The 19,933-nt window shown below is 63.6% G+C and carries 19 protein-coding genes; 4 read left to right on the forward strand and 15 right to left on the reverse strand.

Annotated features, from left to right (window positions below; translation table 11 throughout):
- Both ACFQ6H_RS26860 and ACFQ6H_RS26865 read left to right on the forward strand, forming a co-directional pair.
- Positions 1-402 (forward strand): nuclear transport factor 2 family protein (locus tag ACFQ6H_RS26860; protein ID WP_378649686.1); only part of this gene is annotated, 402 nt, incomplete at its 5' end.
- On the forward strand, positions 399-1,232 hold the full coding sequence (locus tag ACFQ6H_RS26865) for an SDR family NAD(P)-dependent oxidoreductase (protein WP_378449959.1): 834 nt from the start codon (positions 399-401) through the stop codon (positions 1,230-1,232). The genes ACFQ6H_RS26860 and ACFQ6H_RS26865, both read left to right, overlap by 4 nt.
- Here ACFQ6H_RS26865 and ACFQ6H_RS26870 read toward each other — a convergent pair.
- The gene (locus ACFQ6H_RS26870; protein ID WP_378649710.1) at positions 1,194-2,198 is read right to left on the reverse strand and encodes a DMT family transporter; all 1,005 of its coding nucleotides are present in this window, start codon (positions 2,196-2,198) and stop codon (positions 1,194-1,196) included. The genes ACFQ6H_RS26865 and ACFQ6H_RS26870 overlap by 39 nt on opposite strands.
- A gap of 43 nt (positions 2,199-2,241) precedes the next feature.
- On the reverse strand, positions 2,242-3,537 hold the full coding sequence (locus tag ACFQ6H_RS26875; protein ID WP_378649712.1) for an MFS transporter: 1,296 nt from the start codon (positions 3,535-3,537) through the stop codon (positions 2,242-2,244).
- A 157-nt stretch (positions 3,538-3,694) separates the two neighbouring features.
- On the opposite strand from ACFQ6H_RS26875, the gene ACFQ6H_RS26880 reads away from it, so the two are divergent.
- Positions 3,695-4,120 carry a pyridoxamine 5'-phosphate oxidase family protein gene (locus ACFQ6H_RS26880; RefSeq protein ID WP_378449962.1) on the forward strand — a complete coding sequence of 142 codons (426 nt, stop codon included), beginning with the start codon at positions 3,695-3,697 and terminating at the stop codon, positions 4,118-4,120.
- A 77-nt stretch (positions 4,121-4,197) separates the two neighbouring features.
- On the opposite strand, the gene ACFQ6H_RS26885 is transcribed toward ACFQ6H_RS26880, so the two are convergent.
- From ACFQ6H_RS26885 to ACFQ6H_RS26905, 5 genes are all read right to left on the reverse strand, one after another.
- Positions 4,198-4,977: a nuclear transport factor 2 family protein gene (locus ACFQ6H_RS26885; protein WP_378649714.1), complete on the reverse strand. Its 780-nt coding sequence runs from the start codon at positions 4,975-4,977 to the stop codon at positions 4,198-4,200.
- Positions 4,974-6,704 (reverse strand): acyl-CoA dehydrogenase family protein, encoded by a 1,731-nt coding sequence (locus ACFQ6H_RS26890; protein WP_378649717.1) that lies wholly within the window; start codon positions 6,702-6,704, stop codon positions 4,974-4,976. The genes ACFQ6H_RS26885 and ACFQ6H_RS26890 overlap by 4 nt, the downstream gene beginning before the upstream one ends.
- A gap of 58 nt (positions 6,705-6,762) precedes the next feature.
- Positions 6,763-7,422 (reverse strand): rhomboid-like protein, encoded by a 660-nt coding sequence (locus ACFQ6H_RS26895; RefSeq protein WP_378449968.1) that lies wholly within the window; start codon positions 7,420-7,422, stop codon positions 6,763-6,765.
- Positions 7,423-7,444: 22 nt separating this feature from the next.
- Complete coding sequence (locus ACFQ6H_RS26900; protein ID WP_378649719.1) at positions 7,445-8,116, reverse strand: O-methyltransferase; 672 nt, start codon at positions 8,114-8,116, stop codon at positions 7,445-7,447.
- Positions 8,117-8,195: 79 nt separating this feature from the next.
- Complete coding sequence (locus ACFQ6H_RS26905; RefSeq protein WP_378545737.1) at positions 8,196-9,941, reverse strand: proline--tRNA ligase; 1,746 nt, start codon at positions 9,939-9,941, stop codon at positions 8,196-8,198.
- Positions 9,942-9,996: 55 nt separating this feature from the next.
- Between ACFQ6H_RS26905 and yaaA the strand changes: the two genes are divergently transcribed.
- Positions 9,997-10,740 (forward strand): peroxide stress protein YaaA, encoded by a 744-nt coding sequence (gene yaaA / locus ACFQ6H_RS26910; protein ID WP_378649721.1) that lies wholly within the window; start codon positions 9,997-9,999, stop codon positions 10,738-10,740.
- 16 nt (positions 10,741-10,756) lie between these two features.
- On the opposite strand, the gene ACFQ6H_RS26915 is transcribed toward yaaA, so the two are convergent.
- The 8 genes from ACFQ6H_RS26915 to ACFQ6H_RS26950 form a co-directional block, all read right to left on the reverse strand.
- On the reverse strand, positions 10,757-12,265 hold the full coding sequence (locus tag ACFQ6H_RS26915) for a YdiU family protein (RefSeq protein WP_378649723.1): 1,509 nt from the start codon (positions 12,263-12,265) through the stop codon (positions 10,757-10,759).
- Positions 12,266-12,300: 35 nt separating this feature from the next.
- Positions 12,301-12,729 (reverse strand): CBS domain-containing protein, encoded by a 429-nt coding sequence (locus ACFQ6H_RS26920; protein WP_378649725.1) that lies wholly within the window; start codon positions 12,727-12,729, stop codon positions 12,301-12,303.
- Between the two features lie 80 nt (positions 12,730-12,809).
- Positions 12,810-14,306, reverse strand: a complete 1,497-nt coding sequence (locus tag ACFQ6H_RS26925) for an MFS transporter (protein WP_378649727.1) — start codon at positions 14,304-14,306, stop codon at positions 12,810-12,812.
- Between the two features lie 11 nt (positions 14,307-14,317).
- Positions 14,318-15,544 carry a uroporphyrinogen-III C-methyltransferase gene (cobA, locus tag ACFQ6H_RS26930; RefSeq protein ID WP_283303818.1) on the reverse strand — a complete coding sequence of 409 codons (1,227 nt, stop codon included), beginning with the start codon at positions 15,542-15,544 and terminating at the stop codon, positions 14,318-14,320.
- Positions 15,541-15,954: a cobalamin biosynthesis protein gene (locus tag ACFQ6H_RS26935; protein ID WP_378649729.1), complete on the reverse strand. Its 414-nt coding sequence runs from the start codon at positions 15,952-15,954 to the stop codon at positions 15,541-15,543. Before ACFQ6H_RS26935 ends, cobA begins: the two co-directional genes overlap by 4 nt.
- Complete coding sequence (locus ACFQ6H_RS26940) at positions 15,938-17,314, reverse strand: cobyrinate a,c-diamide synthase (RefSeq protein WP_378649731.1); 1,377 nt, start codon at positions 17,312-17,314, stop codon at positions 15,938-15,940. The genes ACFQ6H_RS26935 and ACFQ6H_RS26940 overlap by 17 nt, the downstream gene beginning before the upstream one ends.
- Positions 17,308-17,922, reverse strand: a complete 615-nt coding sequence (gene cobO / locus ACFQ6H_RS26945) for a cob(I)yrinic acid a,c-diamide adenosyltransferase (protein WP_019748043.1) — start codon at positions 17,920-17,922, stop codon at positions 17,308-17,310. The genes ACFQ6H_RS26940 and cobO overlap by 7 nt, the downstream gene beginning before the upstream one ends.
- Before the next feature lie 21 nt (positions 17,923-17,943).
- The gene (locus tag ACFQ6H_RS26950; RefSeq protein ID WP_378649733.1) at positions 17,944-19,905 is read right to left on the reverse strand and encodes a magnesium chelatase subunit D family protein; all 1,962 of its coding nucleotides are present in this window, start codon (positions 19,903-19,905) and stop codon (positions 17,944-17,946) included.
- Positions 19,906-19,933 lie beyond the last annotated feature (28 nt).

Here is a 19,933-nt window from a genome sequence, read left to right on the forward strand (position 1 = left end):
GTTCAGTTCCGCAACAGCTTCATCCGTTCCGGAGCGTCGATCGACTACGGCCGTCTCGGCGCGTTCGACGACGCGGGGCCGATGGCGGACATCTTCGAGAAGATCGCCCTTCGCAAGGTCGACGGCCGGTACGCGGTCCTCGACATGCATCACGGATTGCATCCCGATATCGCACTGACCTCGGAGACTTCCGCGGTAGGTCGATGGACCCTGCAGTTCCGCCAGGTCGACACCGTCGGACGCACCGAGAAGTTGATGACCGGGGAATACGACGACAAATACGTGATCGAGGACGGTGTGTGGAAAATGAGTCAATGCCACTTCACGGAGACGTGGTCGATCACCACTCTCCTGTCCCCTGACGCTGACATCGCCGAGGGTTCGTTGGGTGGGCCGCGATGACGACGAACGGAAAAGTTGCGCTCGTAACCGGTGCCAGCCGGAGCGTCGGTAAGGGCATTGCCCTCGCCCTGGGAAGCGACGGCTGGACGGTGTACGTGACGGCACGAGGAACCGTCGGCGCCGACGGCCCGCTCGATCGCACCGCAGCGGAGATCACCGAGCGCGGTGGTCACGGCATTGCCGTGCAGTGCGATCACAGCGACGATCAGCAGATCGTCGACCTGTTTGCCCGTATCGCCGACGAACAGTCCGGGCGCCTCGATCTCCTGGTCAACAACGTCTGGGCCAACCCGGCCGGCTATGCAGGCTTCGCTGATCCGTTCTGGAAGAGGCCGATCGACGATTGGGATTCGCTGATCGGGATCGGGCTACGCGCCCATTACGTTGCTTCGGTGGAAGCGGCCAAGTTGATGGTTCCCCGGGGCAGCGGAGTGATCGGCAACATCTCGTCATTCGGGACCCGCGGGTACCTGCACTCGGTGCTGTACGGCATGTCGAAGGCAGGCTTGGACAAGATGGCTGCGGACATGGCCGTCGAATTGAAGGGAACCGGCGTCACCGCGCTGTCCTTCTGGCTCGGATTGATCCGCAACGAACGCATGGAAGCGAGCGGAATCGAGAGCTTCGAAGGCTTCTCACTGGCCGAGGCCGAAACCCCCGAATTCGTCGGTCAGGTCATCACCGCGTTGGCCAACGATCCAGAAGTGAACGCGCGCAGCGGTCACACTCTGATCACCGCAGAAACGGCTGTCGAATACGGGATCACCGACGCCAACGGGAAACAACCGGCGTCACATCGCAGTGCCTTCGGCGGCGGGCCGCTTTTCTGAGCCAACTGCAGCAGTAGGCGCGTCGCGTGCCGACACAGCACGCGGCGCTGCCACTCGGGCCTTCAAAGCAAGCCAGGCGCACACGATCACGACGACGCCACCGGCCATGATCGAGGGTGACAACGCCTCACCGAGTATCAGCGCCGACCACGCGATGCTGAGTACCGGTTGAACCAACTGTGTTTGGCTCACTGTGGAAATGGGACCGATCGCCAGGCCCCGGTACCAGGGGAAGAACCCGAGAAACATACTCACGCACCCCAGGTAGGCAAACGAAAGCCACGAGTTCGTATCGGCGGAGACCGGGGCCTGTGCCATGGACGCCACCGTCAACGCAATCGTTACCGGCAGTCCGAGAATCAATGCCCAGGCAATCGTCTGCCACGACCCGATCTCGCGAGCCAGCAACGCACCTTCCGAATATGCCAGCGCTGCACAGACAACCGCGGCGAACAGAAGAAGGTCAGCGAGATGGAACGAGCCGAGTCCACCGTTTGCGACGGCCACGAACCCTACGACGGACACCGCACCGCCGGCGCTTGCCCACCAGAATCCCGGACTGGGGCGCTCTTTTCCTCGAACGACGGCAAAAACCGCGGTAGCCGCGGGAAGTAGACCGATCACCACCGCCGCGTGACTTGCCGGCGATGTCTGCAACGCAAACGTGGTGAACAGTGAAAACCCCAGAACCGCGCCAACGGTCACGAGTGCGATGCGCAACCATTGCCGAAGCGTCGGAAGCGTCGCGCGAGTTACCGAAAGCATCACAATCGCAAGGACTCCGGCAACGACGGCGCGGCCCGCACCGACAAACAAGGGGTCGAGATCCGCGACGGCGACTCTCGTGAGCGGAACGGTGAACGAGAATGCCAGCACTCCGAGCAAGCCCCACCACAAACCGGATCGAGACGATGTCGTCGGTAGCAGTGCCTGCGGCGTGGCGATAGCGCTACTCTTGATACTCATGTTTTACGATAGCAGTAGCGCACCAACCTGCGAAACTGGTATTTCAGATGCGTACCCGCGTGCAGGAGATCGAAATTGCACCGAGCAGACCGACAAGCGCGAATGCGTAGAAGCCCCACGGCACGGCGTAACCCGCACCCAGGAGAACTCCGCCCAGAATCGGGCCACAGATCGCACCGACCCGACCGACACCGGCCGACCATCCGAGCGCTGTCGCACGAATTTGAGGAGGATGATTGGCGCTGGTGAAGGCGTAGACCAACACCTGTGCACTGAACACGAAGCATCCGGCGAGAAAGACCATCACGTAGATCCCGAACGACACCTTCACACTCAGAAGTGCCAGGAACAATGCCGCTCCGGCGAACCACACGATGGCGGCGGTACGCGGGCCGATCTTGTTCGCGACGCCCCCGGCGATCAAGAGTCCGACGACGGCGCCGGCATTGAGGATCAAAAGGAACGTCAACGACGCCCCGAGGTTGTATCCGGCCTCACGCATGATTGTCGGAAGCCACGTGTTCAATCCGTAGACGAGCAGCAAGCCCATGAAACTGGTGATCCAGATGGCGATGCTGTTGCGCAGGAACTTCGAAGAGAACAGTGCGCGAACGGGATTGGCAGCTTCTGCGCGCCCAGCTTCGGACGTAGGCGCGGCCTCGAGTGCGACTCCGTAGCGGGCAGCGATTTCCTCGGCTTCGGCACGCTTTCCGTGAGCGAGAAGGTACGACGGAGATTCCGGCAGGTACCGCAGCATGAGCGGAATCAGGACGACGGCCGGAAGTGCGCCGACAACGAACATCGCTCGCCAACCGAAAGGTTCGATCACAACGAGCGCCAGCGCGGCGGTGGCAACGGCGCCGACGTGATAGCCGGTCATCAGCATGGTCGACGCAGACCCGCCGCCTTGCTTCTTCGAGAATTCGTTGACCAGAGCCAATGCCGTCGGCAGGGCGCCACCCAGTCCCACACCGGCCAGGAAGCGCAGCAGACCGAAGATGAAGGGGTTCGGCGCAATTGCGCACAACAGAGTGAGAATCGAGAAGGCAGCAACGGCGTACAGCAGTGCGCGGCGTCGACCGATGACGTCGGTGAGAGTGCCGATGACGAGGGCGCCGATGGTCATGCCGATGAGCCCGAAGGTCGAGATCATCGTGATCGTGCCTGTGCTCAATCCCCATGCGTCGTAGTCGAGAAGCGAAGGAATCACCGCGCCGAGTACGACCAGGTCGAATCCGTCCAGGAGCACAGCGATCCAACACAACGGTGCTACCCACATTGTGGCACTCACCCGACGCGAACCGGTGGTTGAACTCGACTGTGTATGCGGTGCGGTCATCGGATCCTCGACATTCACTGCTTGTGGGCATTCACCGATGCTTCAGATCTGCTTGCCTGGACTGATCTGTTCGTATTGCGAACGCCTGTTCATAATGAGCACATCGATTGTGTACGGAGTCACAACGCCATGTCAAACGTCGCGGTAATCTCGAGGAATGGCACTCTCCGAAAATGAGCGTGAACAGTTTCTGTCCGAGCCCCACATCGGGGCGCTGTCTGTATCGGACGGTCCCGAGCGCGGCCCGTTGACCGTCCCGATCTGGTACCTGTACTCACCCGGCGGCAAACCGTGGATCCTCACGGGAAAGGATTCGCGAAAAGCGCAGCTCATCTCGTCGGCCGGTCATTTCTCGTTGATGGCCGAAAGGCTTGACCCGACAATCCGTTACGTCAGTGTCAGCGGATCCGTCGACAAGATCGTTCCGGGCACCGACGAGATGCTGGTCGAAGTCTCGCGGCGCTACCTGACTCCGGACAAGGTCGACGGATACCTCGAATTCGCACGATCTCAGTTGGGCGAGCAGGTCGCGATCTTCATGGACCCGCAGCACTGGCTGTCCGCGGACCTCGGGGCCCTCTGACAACAACCGGAACCCGAAAGGCTCGGCGCGCCGGAGTGGCGCGCCGAGCCTGACCTGCATGTGGAGGGCTCTCGATATCAGCTCTCGGTGAAGAAACGCACCCGGTTAATGCGATGACCGCTCGCCTCGAAGCCGAACAGTGCGATGGCTGGTTCCCCGCACACGATGACGCTCGCCGTCACAGTTCGACCGGCAACCAACATCTTGCTCTTCGTCACGCCCGTCAGCAGAGCGTTGACATCAGCGTTGGACAACTGTGTGCCCGCCGGAAGCTCGACGGGTACCGGCGGGGTCCGGCCGACGGCGGCCGCATCGAGGAACCGCGACGCTGCCTTCTTGCCTTTGTCTCCAACTCCGAAGATGCCGCGTGAGAACCCGAGCGCCCCGCCGATCCCCTGGTTCGAGAGCAGCTGCGGGGTCAACTTCGCGGCCGCCCTCACCCCTGCCACACCAGCAGTAGCGAGCTGGCTCAACATCGTCGCCAATTCCCAATGCGCATAAAGGGTTCCGATCCGCAAGGAATCGGGCTCCCCCACCAAGTCGTAACGCAAGTGCATCGGAACGTCGAGAACGACTCCGGTCGACATTTCGGTAGCGAGGCTCAGATCGCGCCACACCGTCCGGCCGCACACGATGTCGCGCTCGACATGGAAAGTGATCGAATTGGGGGCGATGAACGTGTCGTAGAAGCTTTCGATCGCCGCCTGACCGTTGTGCGGACGCGAACCAACAGGGTCGTTGATCTGCCCGTCGCCGGCAAAGAGGGCAACCCACGTCGAGCGGTCATGCGCGCCGACGGCTTTCGGAGATCCCTCCACGACGGTCATCAACTGCTCGCGCGTCACCGGGGCGGTCATGCGCGCATCTCGTACGCACCGTCGTACGCCTTGACCTGCTGCCACACCCGGTCGAAGCGTTCGCCGTCGACCACGGGCTTACGCACCGCGGCCAGTGCCCATTGCTGCTGCTCCGGCGTCGACGAGGGCTTTCCGTGCAGTGCGATCGCGTATCCCGAGAAGTCGCGGATCTGGAAGTCGAAGATCTGATCGACAACGTCGACGTCGAGTCCGGTGATCTCGGCCTGCTCGAGAATCAGATGACCGTACACGACGAGGGAGAACAGGTGCCCGACGTTGAGCATGAAATCGAGATCCTTCTGCTGCTGCGCGTCCGGCGCTGCAGCAGTGAGCAATTCGGTGAGCGCGATCGCCTGCTCGTAGAAACGAGCGACGTTCGGAATCGAAGAGTGCTTCTCGTAGACGGGCTTCCACTCGTGGAACTGGATCTTCGCAGCGCCGCGGGTAGGCCCCTGGTTCCAGAAGAACTCGTCGTCGGCGGCGTCGTCGCGAGTGACGACCTCCGGGAACTGCGCTGAATTGAACAGATAGTTCGGCAAGAACTTGAGGATCAGACCGACGTTGACGTGGACGGTGCCCTCGAGCTTGGGCAGTGTGCCGATCATCTGTGCTGCCTCGCGGAAGTACGTGGACTTCTCGTAACCCTTGGCCGCGATCACGTCGTGCAGCAACCCGACCACCTTCTCACCTTCGGAGGTGACCTTGGCCTTGGTCATGGGGTTGAACAGCAGGTAGCGGCGGTCCTCGAGGCTGGCACTGCGGAAGTAGTCGACCGCCCGCGCACTGAACTGCTTCATCGCGACCAAGCGTGAATACGCGTCGACGAAGGCGGCGCGAACGTGGGCGAAGTCCGTGACCGGATTGCCGTAGAGAATTCGATTCTGCGCGTGAGTGATTGCCTCGAAGAACGCATGCTCGGTAATCCCGATGGAGCCGGTGCAGAGGTTGAACTTTCCGACGTTGACCGTGTTGAGTGCGGCCTCGAATGCGGCGACGCCGGTGTGCAGAATGTCCTCCTCACGCACCGGGTAGTCCTCGAGGCGGAAGTTGCTGACATACATCTGCCCGCGCAGAACGTTATCCACGAGCTGATAGTTCGGATGTGCGCTGTCGGCGACGAAGAACACGTAGCCTTCGGGACCCTCGACATCCGTACGACGCCCGAACACGGACACCATTCCGGCTACGTTGCCGTTTCCGATGTAGTACTTTTCGCCGCTCGCACGGAAGACGACGTCACCGTCGGCGGGAGTAAGAAGCATGTCGGTGGAGTAGACGTCGGCCCCGTGATCGCGCTCGGACAGCCCGAACGCCATGACACCACCGTCGGCAAGCTCCTGTGCTGCACGCTTCTTCGCAGCGTCGTTGTCACTCATCCAGATCGGTCCGAGTCCGAGGATCGTGACCTGCCACGCGTACCAGTACGCGAGCCCGTAGAAACCGAAGATCTCACTCAAGGCTGCGTTGCGGGCACCGTCCCAACGACGGTTCTCGTCACCGTCGGCAAATGCCGCCGGAGTCTGGAACGTCGCGAACAACTTCTCCTTGCCGACGAACTCGAGAAAGTCGGAGACCCACACGGCGTCGAGGTCGTCCTGAAGCAGTTGCTTCTTGCCGCGGCTCTCGAACCACTCGATGGTGGCTCGGAGCAAGCGGCGGGTCTCAGGATCGAACTGAGCGGGGTCGTAAGTATGGGGGTTGAAGAGCAGTCCATCGGTGCCAGACACGTCATTACCTTTCGTCGATGACGCTAAACTACCAGCGGGTAACTTTCCGCGGCGTGATTCATGGAAGACCTGCGATTCTTCGCGAATGCCACAGGTCCATCGGGTTCCACGTACCGGCCCGAGCACGCGTGATCGGGTAGCACGCCAACCCGAGCAACAACGCGGACATGTGACCGATAGCGGTGAAATTGGTGGCGAAAATCAGAGGTACCCCGTAGAAGAGCAACAAACCCGCGAGATAGAAGTACCGCCACGGATCGACGATGCGGTACACCAGAATCCCCATCACGCCGGCCAGGCCGTAGCTCACACCCACGTCGAGAGTGTTGACCGCGGACTCCGCCACGTAGCCGTGCCGAATACCTTCGTACAGAACACCTTCGCTGATGTACGTGGCTCCGACGTGGGCAATGACGACAACACACAACCACCGCCACGTCCCGAGCCAACGCTCAGCTGTGGCATGAAAGATCGTGAACAGCACCAGGTATCCCAACCATCCGCCACCTTCGAGCCAGAAGGCGCTCGAAAACAGGACGCGTAGCGGGTCTTCGGCGAGGTGATGCAGATTGGTCGAGCGCTTGCCGAGAAATCGTTCCTCGACGTTATCGGGCAGATGCCGCAGGAACAGTGTGGTGAACAGCAAGGCCAACAGCCAGACATACGTACCGGGCGCACTGCGCACCCACCGCCACGCCGCTTTTGCTGCCCCCAGCATCCTCACCGCTTCGAGTCTGCGCTCACTCGTTCACTACTGCAACGGCAAACCCGTCCCACCCCTTCGAACCCACGGTTTGAATGGCAGTGCCGTCGAGCTTCGGTTCGGCCGCGATCATCTCCAACACTGCTCGACTCGCTTTGACGCGCTCGTCGTCGATATCCGGGTTGGACACATGTCCCCCACGCACCACGTTGTCCACGATGATGACGGTTCCGGGATGCGAGAGGGCCAAAGCCCACCGCACGTACTCGGTGTTGTTCTCCTTGTCGGCGTCGATGAAGACCAAGTCGAAAGGTCCCAACTCCTCCTTCGCGATCGACGGAAGACTGTCGAGAGCCGCGCCGACGCGAATGTCGACCCGGTCCGCCACGCCGGCCCGCTCGATATTCGACCGCGCGACGTCCGCGTGGGTGGGATCGAATTCCAACGTGATGACCTGGCCCGAGGGACCGACCGCGCGAGCGAGCCAGATTGTGCTGTACCCGCCGAGTGTTCCGATCTCGAGGACATTGCGCGCCAAGCACATTCGCGCCAACAGATTGAGGAGCTTGCCCTGGTTCGGTGCCACGTCGATGGGCGGGAGACCGGCCTCGGAATTGGCGACGAGTGCCGCGTCGAGAACCGGATCTTCACCTACCAACGTGGAAACGAGATAGCCGTCGACTTCTGCCCAATCCGGTTCGCGTTCCATAGGCTCGATTGTGGCAGAAAAGAAGGGCCGCCGCAGACACCTCGGAAGGTGGCTGCGGCGGCCCTGACGACTATTCGAATCAGCCGCGAACTGCGCTGATGATCTCCTCGATCGCCGAGTCGGCGTCGATCTCACGGCTTTCACCAGTGAAGCGATCGCGAATTTCGACCTTGCCGTCAGCCCAACCACGGCCGACGACAACGATCAGCGGAACACCGATCAGCTCGGAGTCCTTGAACTTCACGCCCGGCGATGCCTTGCGGTCGTCGAGGATCACTTCGAGTCCGGCGCGGTCGAGCTGCGCGGCGAGGCCTTCGGCACCTTCCCGAGCGGTCTCGTCCTTGTTCGCGATGACGAGGTAGACATCGGCCGGTGAGACCTCGGCCGGCCAGCGCAGGCCCTTCTCGTCGTGGTGCTGTTCGGCAATGACGGCAACCAGGCGCGAGACGCCGACGCCGTACGAACCCATGGTCGGGCGGACGGGCTTGCCGTTCTCGGCGAGGACATCGACGGTGAACACGTCGGTGTACTTGCGGCCGAGCTGGAAGACGTGCCCGATCTCGATGCCGCGAGCCGAGACCAGCGCACCGGCTCCGTCGGGCGAGGCGTCGCCGTCGCGAACTTCGGCAGCTTCGATGGTTCCGTCCGGCGTGAAGTCACGCCCTGCGACGAGGCCGACCACGTGCTTGCCGTCTTCGTCGGCGCCAGTGATCCAGCTGGTGCCGTCGACGACGCGCGGATCGACGAGGTAGCGAACACCGTTGGCCTGCAGCGCCTTCGGGCCGATGTAGCCCTTGGCCAGGAACGGGTTGTTCTTGAAGTCCGTCTCGGTGATCATCACGAACTCGGCCGGCTCCAGTGAAGCCTCCAGTCGCTTTTCGTCGACCTCACGGTCGCCGGGGATGCCGATACCGAGCAGTTCCCACTCGCCGCCGGGCAGACGGGTCTTGACCATGATGTTCTTGAGGGTGTCGGCCGCGGTGACCGTACGGCCGAGGTCGGCGCCGTTCGCCCAGTCCACCAGGGTGTCGATGGTGGGGGTGTTCGCGGTGTCGTACACCTTCGCTTCGGGCAGCCCGTCGAACGGAATCGAGGCGGGAACAACCGTCTTGACGGCCTCGACGTTGGCGGCGTAACCGGATTCGAGGCAGCGGACGTAGGTGTCTTCGCCGATCTCGCTCTCGGCGAGGAACTCCTCGGACGCGCTGCCGCCCATGGCACCGGAGGTGGCCGAGACGATGACGTACTTGACGCCCAAGCGCGTGAAGATCTTCTCGTAGGCGCCGCGGTGCGCCTGGTATGACTCCGTCAGGCCTTCGTCGGTCAGGTCGAAGGAGTAGGAATCCTTCATGAGGAACTCGCGACCGCGCAGAATGCCCGCACGCGGACGCTCTTCGTCGCGGTACTTGGTCTGCACCTGGTACAGGGTGACCGGGAAATCCTTGTAGGAGTTGTACTCACCCTTGACCGTCAGAGCAAAGAGCTCCTCGTGGGTCGGGCCGAGCATGTAGTCGTTGCCCTTGCGGTCCTTGAGGCGGAACAGGTTGGGGCCGTACTCGGTCCAGCGGTTCGACGCTTCGTAAGGATCGCGCGGGAGCAGCGCAGGCAGCAGGATTTCCTGTCCGCCAATGGCATTCATTTCTTCACGGACAACACGCTCTACCTCGCGCAGCACCCGCAATCCCAGCGGCAACCACGAGTAGACGCCTGGAGCGATACGACGCACGTAGCCGGCACGAACCAGCAGTTTGTGGCTGGCAACTTCGGCGTCCGAGGGATCGTCACGCAGGGTACGCAGGAACAGGTGGGACAGACGGGTAATCACGAGGTGTAAGGATAGTCGCCGTAGTCGGCCGAGCGGGCCTCGGTACGGTTACAGCGTGCTTGTACTGCTGCCTCCCTCAGAAACCAAGTCCGACGGCGGCAAGGATGCGCCCCTCGATCTGGCCGAACTGTCGATGCCCCAGTTGACCGAAACGCGCGAATTGCTGGTTCAGACGCTGGTCGATCTGGCCGCCGACGTCGAGGCGTCGTGCGAAGCGCTCGGCCTTGGTCCGACGCAAGCGGACGAAGTGGAGCGCAACGCCAAGCTGTGGGTGTCCGCGACGCGGCCCGCGCTGCAGCGCTACACCGGGGTGCTCTTCGACGCACTCGACGCCAAGTCGTTCACCCGCGCCCAGAAGGCCAAGGCTCTCGATCGGATCGCAATCGGTTCCGCCCTGTTCGGTGCGGTCCGCGCCGGTGATCTGATCCCCGCGTACCGCCTCTCCGGTGGGTCCAAACTGCCCGGGATGGGTACGCTCCGCTCACTGTGGAAGCCGGAACTGCCGAAGGCGTTGGCCGCCGAAGCCGACGGACTTGTGATCGATCTGCGATCGGGTACCTACCAAGACCTGGGACCGGTTCCGGACGCGCTGATCGCCACCGTGCTCACCGAAAAGCCGGACGGCACCCGCACTGTGGTCAGTCATTTCAACAAGCACCACAAGGGTCTGCTCGCGCGGGCACTCGTGATCTCGCGCGCCGAACCCACGGACATCAAAGGTGTTGCGCGGGTGGCGTCGAAAGCGGGACTGCGGGTGGAGATCGCGTCGGAGCGTGAATTGATCATCCTGACGGATTGATGGATTCGTCTGTCTGTCAAGTGCCGCAGAAGGTTTGGAACGTCTCACTGAAAGACTGCGGGGCCGCCGCGGTGTAGGCAGCCCACTCGTCGCGCCGGTCGAACGGGTGCGTGACCACTTCCAGCAGCTTCTCGAATGGAACGAGGTCGCCGTCGTTCGCGGCGCGCAGGGCAGCATCGAGCTGATGATTGCGCGGAATGTACAGCGGGTTGACGCGATCCATCGCGCCAGCGGTCTCCACACCCCCATGTCCCTGTTCCGCCAGGGCGCCGCGCCACCGCTGCAACCACGGCGCGATGTGCTCCCCTGGCACGAGTTGGTCGAGGGGCGCCGAATTTCCGCGCAATTCGTCCGCGAGAGCGCGGAAACTGCCCGTCCAATCAGCACCGTGTTCCGCCAACAACGTCAGCAGATCGTCGACAAGCGTCCGATCGACAATCGGCAAGCCCAAACCGAGCTTTGCCGCCATACCGGCCGCATAGTGTCCCTCGTAGCGCTCGTCGAAGGTGTCGAGAACTGCCGACGCCGCGGAAATCGCATCGTCGGGTGCGGAATCGATCAGCGGCAACAATGTTTCTGCCAAGCGCGCCAGATTCCACTTCAAGACACCGGGCTGATTGCCGAACGCATAGCGGCCGCCGCGGTCGATCGAGCTGAACACGGCCGCCGGATCGAGGGCGTCGAGGAAGGCGCACGGACCGTAATCGATGGTCTCCCCCGAAATTGTCGTGTTGTCGGTGTTCATGACCCCGTGTACGAAACCGACGAGCATCCACCTCGCCACCAGTGACGCCTGCGCCTCGACCACGTTCTCGAAGAACCTCAGGTAGCGATTGTGTGTCCCCGATGCCGGCAGTTCGGTCAGCTCCGGGTAGTGGCGGGCGATCGCGTAGTCGGCGAGCGGCTGCAAGACCTCGCCCTGCCGGGCCGCGAACTCGAAGGTCCCCACTCGAAGATGGCTCGACGCAACCCGCGCAAGCACGGCGCCGGGTTCTGCGCCGCTGCGGCGAACGTGCCGACCCGTCGCCACCACCGACAGCGCGCGCGTAGTGGAGATACCGAGGGCATACATCGCCTCACTGACCAGATATTCGCGCAGCATCGGCCCGACGACCGCATACCCGTCGCCGCCCCGAGAGAACGGCGTGGGCCCGGAGCCCTTCAGATGCAGGTCCACTCGCTGACCGTCGCTGCTCACGAGCTCACCGAGTAACAACGCCCGACCGTCCCCGAGAATTGGTGCGTATCCACCGAACTGATGACCCGCGTACGCCATCGCCACCGGTGTGGCCCCGACCGGCGCCGTCGATCCGGCCAGGACGCCAACCCCGTCCACACTTCGCAGCGCTGTCACGTCCAATCTCAATGACGCAGCCAGTCGCTCGTTCACAACGAGCAATTGCGGGTCAGGCGCGGTAGCACCATGCCAAGGCACGGTCAGAGCGCCCAGTTCGTCAGCGAAGGTGCTCTCCAGCCCGGCCACGATGGTGACCGTGTCTGCTGTGGATTCCTCGATTGCAGCCATCACACGAGAGTAGTCACCGTGAGACGACCTATCGATCAGCCATGATCGATGTACGACTCCAGTTGATCGCGTTCACTCTTGAGTTCGTCGATGCGACTCTTCACCACGTCCCCGATACTCACGATGCCGAGCAGGCTGCCGTCCTCGATCACCGGCAGGTGGCGGATCCGACGCTCGGTCATGATCGCGGCAATGCTGTCCACGGCGTCTGCCGGAACGCACGTGTACATCAGGGCCGTCATGACCTCGGAGACCGGTGTGCCGAGAAGATCCGGACCGCGCTCGTGCAGGCGTCGAACGACGTCTCGTTCGGAAATGATCCCGACAACCGCGCCATCGTCGATCACCACCATGGCGCCGATGTTGTGACGGGCGAGATCGCACAGCAACCCGTTCACCGTCGTGTGGGCGTCAATGGTGACGATGCTGTTGCCCTTGTTTCGCAATATGTCCGCGATCCGCATCACGGCACCCCGATTCGTCGAGACTCTCGGCACGTCCTGCAACGATCGTATCGGCTAGCGAACCGGATAAACAGGACTGATCAGGCGATTCCCTGGGCTGCCTTCTCCGCCGCCTGCGCCTGGGCAACCTGGGAGGGCGTGAACCTGATGCACAGAGCAGCGATACCGGCGAACACAGCGCAGACTGCGCAGCCGACGAGCGCGAAGGTGTATCCCTCGCCGAGTGCGATCAATTGCGCCGGATTCATGTCCGCGGCCTTGCCCGAAGTGCCGCCGAGAGACAGCGTCTTCGACGTCGCCATCGCACCGATCACCGACAGTGCCAGCGGTCCACCGAGCGTCTGGGCAACCTGCGAGATTGCGGTCAGCGGGCCGATCTCGGTCTCGGGGACACCAGCGATCGCGCACAGCGGCAAGGGCACCATCGCGAGGCCGATACCGAATCCGATCCCGATCACGGGCACGAACAAGTTGGCCAAGTAGGTGGAATCGGAATCGAGAGTGGACCCGTACAGCAGTCCCACGATCATGATCACGACGCCGGTGAGGACCAGCCACCGCGGCTGAATCTTCACTGCGAGCTTGGATGCAACGGAGGCAGCGGCACCCAATCCGAACGCGAACGGAATGAACGCGATGCCGGCGCGCAGCGGTGAATACTCCATGATGTCCTGCACGAAGAGCGCCACGAAGGCGGTCATGCTGAACATCGCGCCACCGACGAAGAAGATGGCGAGGAACGTCGCGACGCGGTTGCGATCTGCGAACAACGAGAACGGCAACAGCGGATTGTCTGCAGTTCGCTCGACGAAGAGGAAAGCGGCGAGGGCGATCAGACCAGCCGTCAACGCACCGACAACGGCGATGCTCCCCCACCCCATTTCCGGACCTTCGGTGAGCGCAAACACGACGCCGGTACATCCGAGCGTCGCGAGGATCGCGCCGGGGACATCCAACGCGAGTCGCTTCTGGTTAGTCTCACGGAGGGCGCGGAACGCCATAGCAACGAGCGCGATGCCGATCGGGACGTTGATGAGGAAGATCAGACGCCACGAGACCTCGGTCAATGCGCCGCCGATGATCAGACCTGCGATCGATCCGACGCCCGTCATGGCTGCGAAAATCGCGATTGCCTGATTTCGTGCCGGGCCCGCTGCGAAGGTCGTAGCCACAAGCGCGAAGGCTGTAGGTGACGCAACGGCTGCTCCGACGCCTTGAAGCGCCCGCGCTGCGATCAACATGCCTTCGTTCAGTGCCAGACCGCACAGAAGAGATGCCACCGTGAACAGCGAGACGCCCGCGATGAACATCTTCTTGCGCCCGTACGCGTCGCCGAGTCGACCACCGAGCAACATGAGCCCGCCAAAGGCCAGCGCGTAGGAGGTCAACACCCAGTTGCGACCACTGTCGCTCAGACCCAGATCAGCCTGAAGTGGGGCCAGAGCGAGGTTTGCGACGGTGCCGTCGAGCACCACCATCATCTGCAAACCGCTCAGGACGATGATGGCGAGCCCGATGACTCGAGTCGCTATCGGGGCATTCGCCGAGGCGGTTTCAGACGTTGGGGAATCAGACACAAGACTTCACGTTACCCAGCGTCGACAGAAAAGCCCGCGACCGGCCCGATCACGATGATCGCCGGAGGCTTGATCTCCTCATCCTTGACGCGCTGAGCAACGGTCGCGAGATCGGCACGCACCTCACGCTGAGTACGAAGTGTGCCCTCTTGGATGACGATGACCGGAGTGGTTGCCGGGCGTCCACCGTCGACGAGTGCCTTGGCGAACTGATCGATGCGCTCGACCGCCATGAGCAGCACGATCGTGCCGCGCAGCTTGGCCAGCGCCGACCAGTCGACCAGCGAATCCGGATGATCCGGAGCCACGTGCCCACTCACGACGACGAACTCGTGGGTGACGCCGCGGTGGGTGACCGGGATGCCTGCGGCCGACGGGACCGAGATCGCGCTCGTGATTCCGGGCACTACGGTCACCGGAACGCCGGCGGCGGCGCACGCTTCGAGTTCTTCGTATCCCCGCCCGAAGACGTACGGGTCCCCACCCTTGAGGCGGACGACGAACTTGCCGGCCTTGGCGTTGTCGATCAGCGCGGCGTTGATGGCCTCCTGTGCCATGGCGCGGCCGTACGGAATCTTCGCGGCGTCGATCACCTCGACGTCCGGACCCAGTTCGGCGAGCAACTCGGGTGGAGCCAATCGGTCGGCGACGACGACGTCGGCACGAGCGAGCAACCGGCGGCCGCGCACGGTGATCAGATCGGGGTCACCGGGGCCACCACCGACGAGGGCTACGCCCGCAGCGGCAGGCTCGGCCGTATCGGCGAGTACGCCCGACTGAAGACCTTCGACGACGGCGGTGCGGACCGCTGCCGAACGACGGTGATCGCCGCCGGCCAGAATTCCGATGCTCATACCGTCGTACTCGGCGCTGGCGGGAGTTACCGCGGTGCCGTGCTTCGCGTTGTCGGCGCGCACGCAGAAGATGTGGCGACGCTCCGCTTCGGCGACGATCGCCGCATTGGTTTCCGGTTCGTCGGTCGACGCGATGGCGTACCACGCACCTTCGAGGTCACCATCTGCGTACGGACGCTCTTCGACCGTGATCTGCCCGGCCGTGGCCATGCCTTCGACCGCTGGAGTGAACGCGCGGCTGATGACGTGAACACGGGCACCGGATGCGACAAGCAGTCCGAGACGGCGCTGAGCCACCGTGCCACCGCCGAACACGACCACGCGTCGATCGGTCAGGTTGAGGCCGACCAGGTAGTTGGTCTCGTCTGCGGTGGACTCGCTCACTCGCACTCCGTTTCGTCGTCAGAATTGTTCAAGCTGGAGGAAACTTTACGGGCCGCGGCTACGGTCACTCCATCCCTGGCAGTCTTGGCCAGCACGAGCCGGCCGCCCCCGGACGCGAGGATCGCAGCCGCTTCCGCGACGCTCGCCGTCCCGATCGCGTTCTCGACGCGAGATGACGGCGACGGAACCTGAACGCGCGCAAGCACGTCCGGTGCAAAACCGACAATCGGGACGTTCAGTTCATCGGCTGCTGCCAGCAGAGCCGGGGACTCGGCTTTTGCCGTCGCAGTGGCGAGTACCACGATCTTCCATCGCCCTTGAGGTACGGCGTTCACCGAAGCGACGATGTCCTTCGCGGTGGCACTCGTCGTGAATCCAATGCCAAGACAGAGGTCATCCTCGGGCGGCATCGACGAACTTCGCGATCGATTCGGGCTGCCCCACCGGATGAGTATGCAGATACGACGCGTGGACACCGCCGCGAATGAATCCCTCGCGGACGCTGCCGCCGTCCCACGGCCGCCAACCCCATGCACTTGCACACCCGTCGGCGTCGGCCGAGACCAGCGAGGTCCGGTGGAACTCGTGCCCGGTGACGCGGGCGCCGGGGTCGAAGAGGCTCGATCCGCTGATCGCGACCGCTTCCCGATACCCGAGGGTCAGGCGTTTCCCGAACGTCGCATCCACCCCGACAACACCGGCCATGCTGTGACCGTCCAGGCTGCGAGCAAGGTAGAGCAGACCGGCACACTCCGCATGGATCGGCGCACCGCCGTCCGCCAGGTCACGAACCTGCTGCAGCAGAACGGTATTGGCCGCAAGATCGACCGCGTGCTCTTCCGGGAAACCGCCGGGAAGGACCAGAGCGGCAGTTCGTGCGGGAAGCTCGTCGTGCAACGGATCGAACACCTGGACGTCGGCGCCGGCAGCGGACAGCAGTTCTCGGTGCTCGGCGTAGCCGAAGGTGAAGGCGGGTCCACCAGCCATGGCGATCACAGGCCGAGAGTCGCCGTGTTCGCCGACTTCGGCAACCGGATTCCACGCACCTGAACTCACGTTCGATGCGGCCAGCTCGCGAACAGCGCCGAGATCGACGTGCGAGGCAATCAGGTCGGACATCGCGTCCACCGCAGCCACGGCGGCCGCGCCGTGCTCAGCCGCCGGGATCAACCCGAGATGACGGGAGGGGACTTCGAGTTCCGTCAACCGCGGTACAACTCCGAGCACCGCGACGCCGACCTTGTCGCACGCGTGCCGCAACACCTGTTCATGGCGAGCACTGCCCACACGATTGAGGATGACGCCGCCGATCCGCACACCCGCGTCGTACGTCGCGAAGCCGTGCAGTACGGCGGCCAGACTCTGACTGTGTCCACGGGCGTCGATCACGAGAACCACCGGCGCACCGAGGATCGACGCGACCTGCGCCGTCGATCCTTCGGCCGACGGCTGCGAGTTGGCCTCGTCGATCTTGCCGTCGAACAAGCCCATGACACCTTCGACCACTGCGATGTCGCAGCCGCCTGTTCCGTGCCGGTAGAGCGGGCCGATGCGATCCGGGCCCACCAGGACGGTGTCGAGGTTGCGTCCAGGTCGACCCGCGGCGAGCCCGTGATAACCGGGATCGATGTAGTCCGGCCCCACTTTGAAAGGCGCGACGCTGCTGCCGGACCGCCGGAGCGCACCGATCAATCCCGTTGCTACCGTGGTTTTTCCGCTACCCGAGGCAGGTGCGGCAATCACCACGGCCGGCGTGGAAACACTCACCATTCGATGCCCCGTTGGCCCTTTCGGCCGGCATCCATGGGGTGCTTGATCTTGGTCATCTCGGTCACGAGGTCGGCGGCGTCGATCAACGCCTGCGGGGCGTCGCGTCCCGTGATGACTACGTGCTGGTTGCCCGGACGATCGCGCAGTGTCTGCACGACCTCGTCGACGTCGACCCAGCCCCACTTGAGCGGATAGGTGAACTCGTCGAGGACATAGAATCGATGTTCCTCGCCTGCAAGCCTTCTCGCGATCTCCTGCCAACCCTCAGCGGCGGCAGCGGCATGGTCTTCTTCGCTACCGGCCTTGCGTGTCCACGACCAGCCTTCGCCCATCTTGTGCCACTGCACCGGCCCACCGACGCCGGTTTCGTCGTGCAAGTTTCCGAGGGCGCGAAATGCGGCTTCCTCACCGACCTTCCACTTGGCACTCTTCACGAATTGGAAGACGCCGATGTCGAACCCCTGGTTCCAGGCGCGCAGCGCCATGCCGAAAGCGGCAGTGGACTTACCCTTTCCAGGGCCGGTGTGCACGGCGAGCACCGGTGCGTTACGACGCTGACGCGTGGTCAGACCGTCGTCGGGAACTGTCTCGGGAACACCCTTGGGCATCGTGAACTCCTGAGCTGGGATCTAGGCTGCGGCGCGGACGACACCCGCGACCTGCTGCGCTGACAATTCGGCTAGGCGGACGTATCCGCCACGTAGTTCTCGGGCCAACTCGGCCGCCAACCCCAGACGAACGAGGCCGGTCTCGCAGTCGACGACGATGGACGCGACTGATGCATCGGCAAGAAGATGCGCGGCGACGCGGGCGCGATGCAGCGCGTCCTTGCCACCGGTAGCCCGGCCGTCGGTGAGCGTGACGACGAGGGCGCGGCGCTGCGGGTCACGAAGGCGCTCACGCAGAACCACCTCGCGGGCACGCAGGAATCCTTCTGCGAGTGGGGATTTGCCGCCGGTACGCATGGACTGCAGACGGCGAACGGCGATGTCCACCGAAGACGTCGGCGGCAGGACGAGCTCCGCTTCGCGGCCGCGAACAGTGATGACGGCGACCTTGTCGCGGCGCTGGTAGGCATCGCGGAGCAGCGAGACGACAGCACCGGTGACCGCGGAGAGCCGATCGCGAGCTGCCATCGACCCCGAGGCGTCGACAACAAAGACGATCAGATTGCCTTCTCGCCCTTCACGAATCGCGCCGCGAAGATCATCAGGTGCCAGTCGCAGCCGCCCCGCAGTACGCCCGCGCGCAACTTGGGACTCGGCTGCGGCGAAGACCGTGCTCGTCAAATGCAACCTGTGACCCCGCTCCCGGGTGGATCGCACTACCCGGCCACGGGACGACATGGATCGCGAGCGGCGTCCCGGAGCGCCTTCGCCGACGCCAGGAACCTCGAGGAGCTTGGCCTTGAACTCGCCGGCGGGCGGAGCCGAGGGTCGCTCAGTGGCGCGCACTCCCCCACCTGGTCCGTCAGGGTCTTCAGGGCCGTCATCATCTGGGCCCTCATCGCCTGGGCCCTCATCGCCTGGTCCATCATCGCCGGAGCCGCCATCTTCGGGGCCGCGACCGTCGGGATTCTCGGGAGGTTCGGGCTCCCCGTCGCGCGCGTCGTCCTCGACCTGCGACTGGGCATCCTGATCAGCCTGCTCGAGTGCATCGTCCAACTGCTGCTGATCCAAGCCGGGCTCGTCGAACGGGTCGCGGCGGCGGCGATGCGGCAGCGTCAGTTCCGCCGCTACTCGCACGTCCTCCGCAGTGACCTCACTGTCGCCTCGCCACGCGGCGTGGGCGGTCGCGGTACGGGCGAGCACCAAGTCGGCGCGCATACCGTCGACGTCGAACGACGCACACAGTGAGGCGATACGTCGCAGCTCCCGATTGCTCAACTCGACGGAGTCCAGTTTCTTACGCGCCGTGAGGATTTCGGCCGCCAACTCTTGATCGGCTGATTCGTACCGAGCGACAAATGCCTCGGGGTCACGCTCGTAGTCCAGGCGCCGACGCACCACTTCCATGCGGACGTCGACGTCGCGGGAAGCTGCGACATCGACCGCCAGACCGAAACGGTCCAACAACTGCGGACGCAGTTCTCCCTCTTCGGGATTCATCGTGCCGACGAGTACGAACTTGGCCGGATGCGAATGGGAGATGCCGTCACGCTCGATGTGAACCCGGCCCATCGCCGCGGCGTCGAGAAGCACGTCGACCAGGTGGTCGTGAAGCAGATTCACCTCGTCGACGTACAGAACGCCCTGGTGAGCGGCCGCGAGAAGTCCAGGTTGGAAAGCGCGTTCCCCGTCACGGAGAACCTTCTCGAGATCGATGGACCCGATCACCCGGTCTTCGGTGGCGCCGACGGGCAGTTCCACCAAGCGGGCCGGTCGCGTCGTTCCGGCATCGTCGACCGCCGGCAGCAGCACAGTCAGCGCGCGCACGACAGTCGACTTGGCGGTTCCCTTCTCACCGCGAACCAGGACTCCACCGATCCCCGGATGCACGGCACACAGGATCAGCGCCAATCGCAATTGATCCTGGCCGACCACAGCACTGAACGGGAAGCCCGCCACTGGTCGATCTTCTTCACTTCGCACGTCGATATCCCTCCACCTCTCGGTTTCC

The sequence above is a fragment of the Rhodococcus sp. NPDC056506 genome (assembly GCF_042794945.1).
In the GTDB taxonomy this organism is placed as follows: domain Bacteria; phylum Actinomycetota; class Actinomycetes; order Mycobacteriales; family Mycobacteriaceae; genus Rhodococcus_F.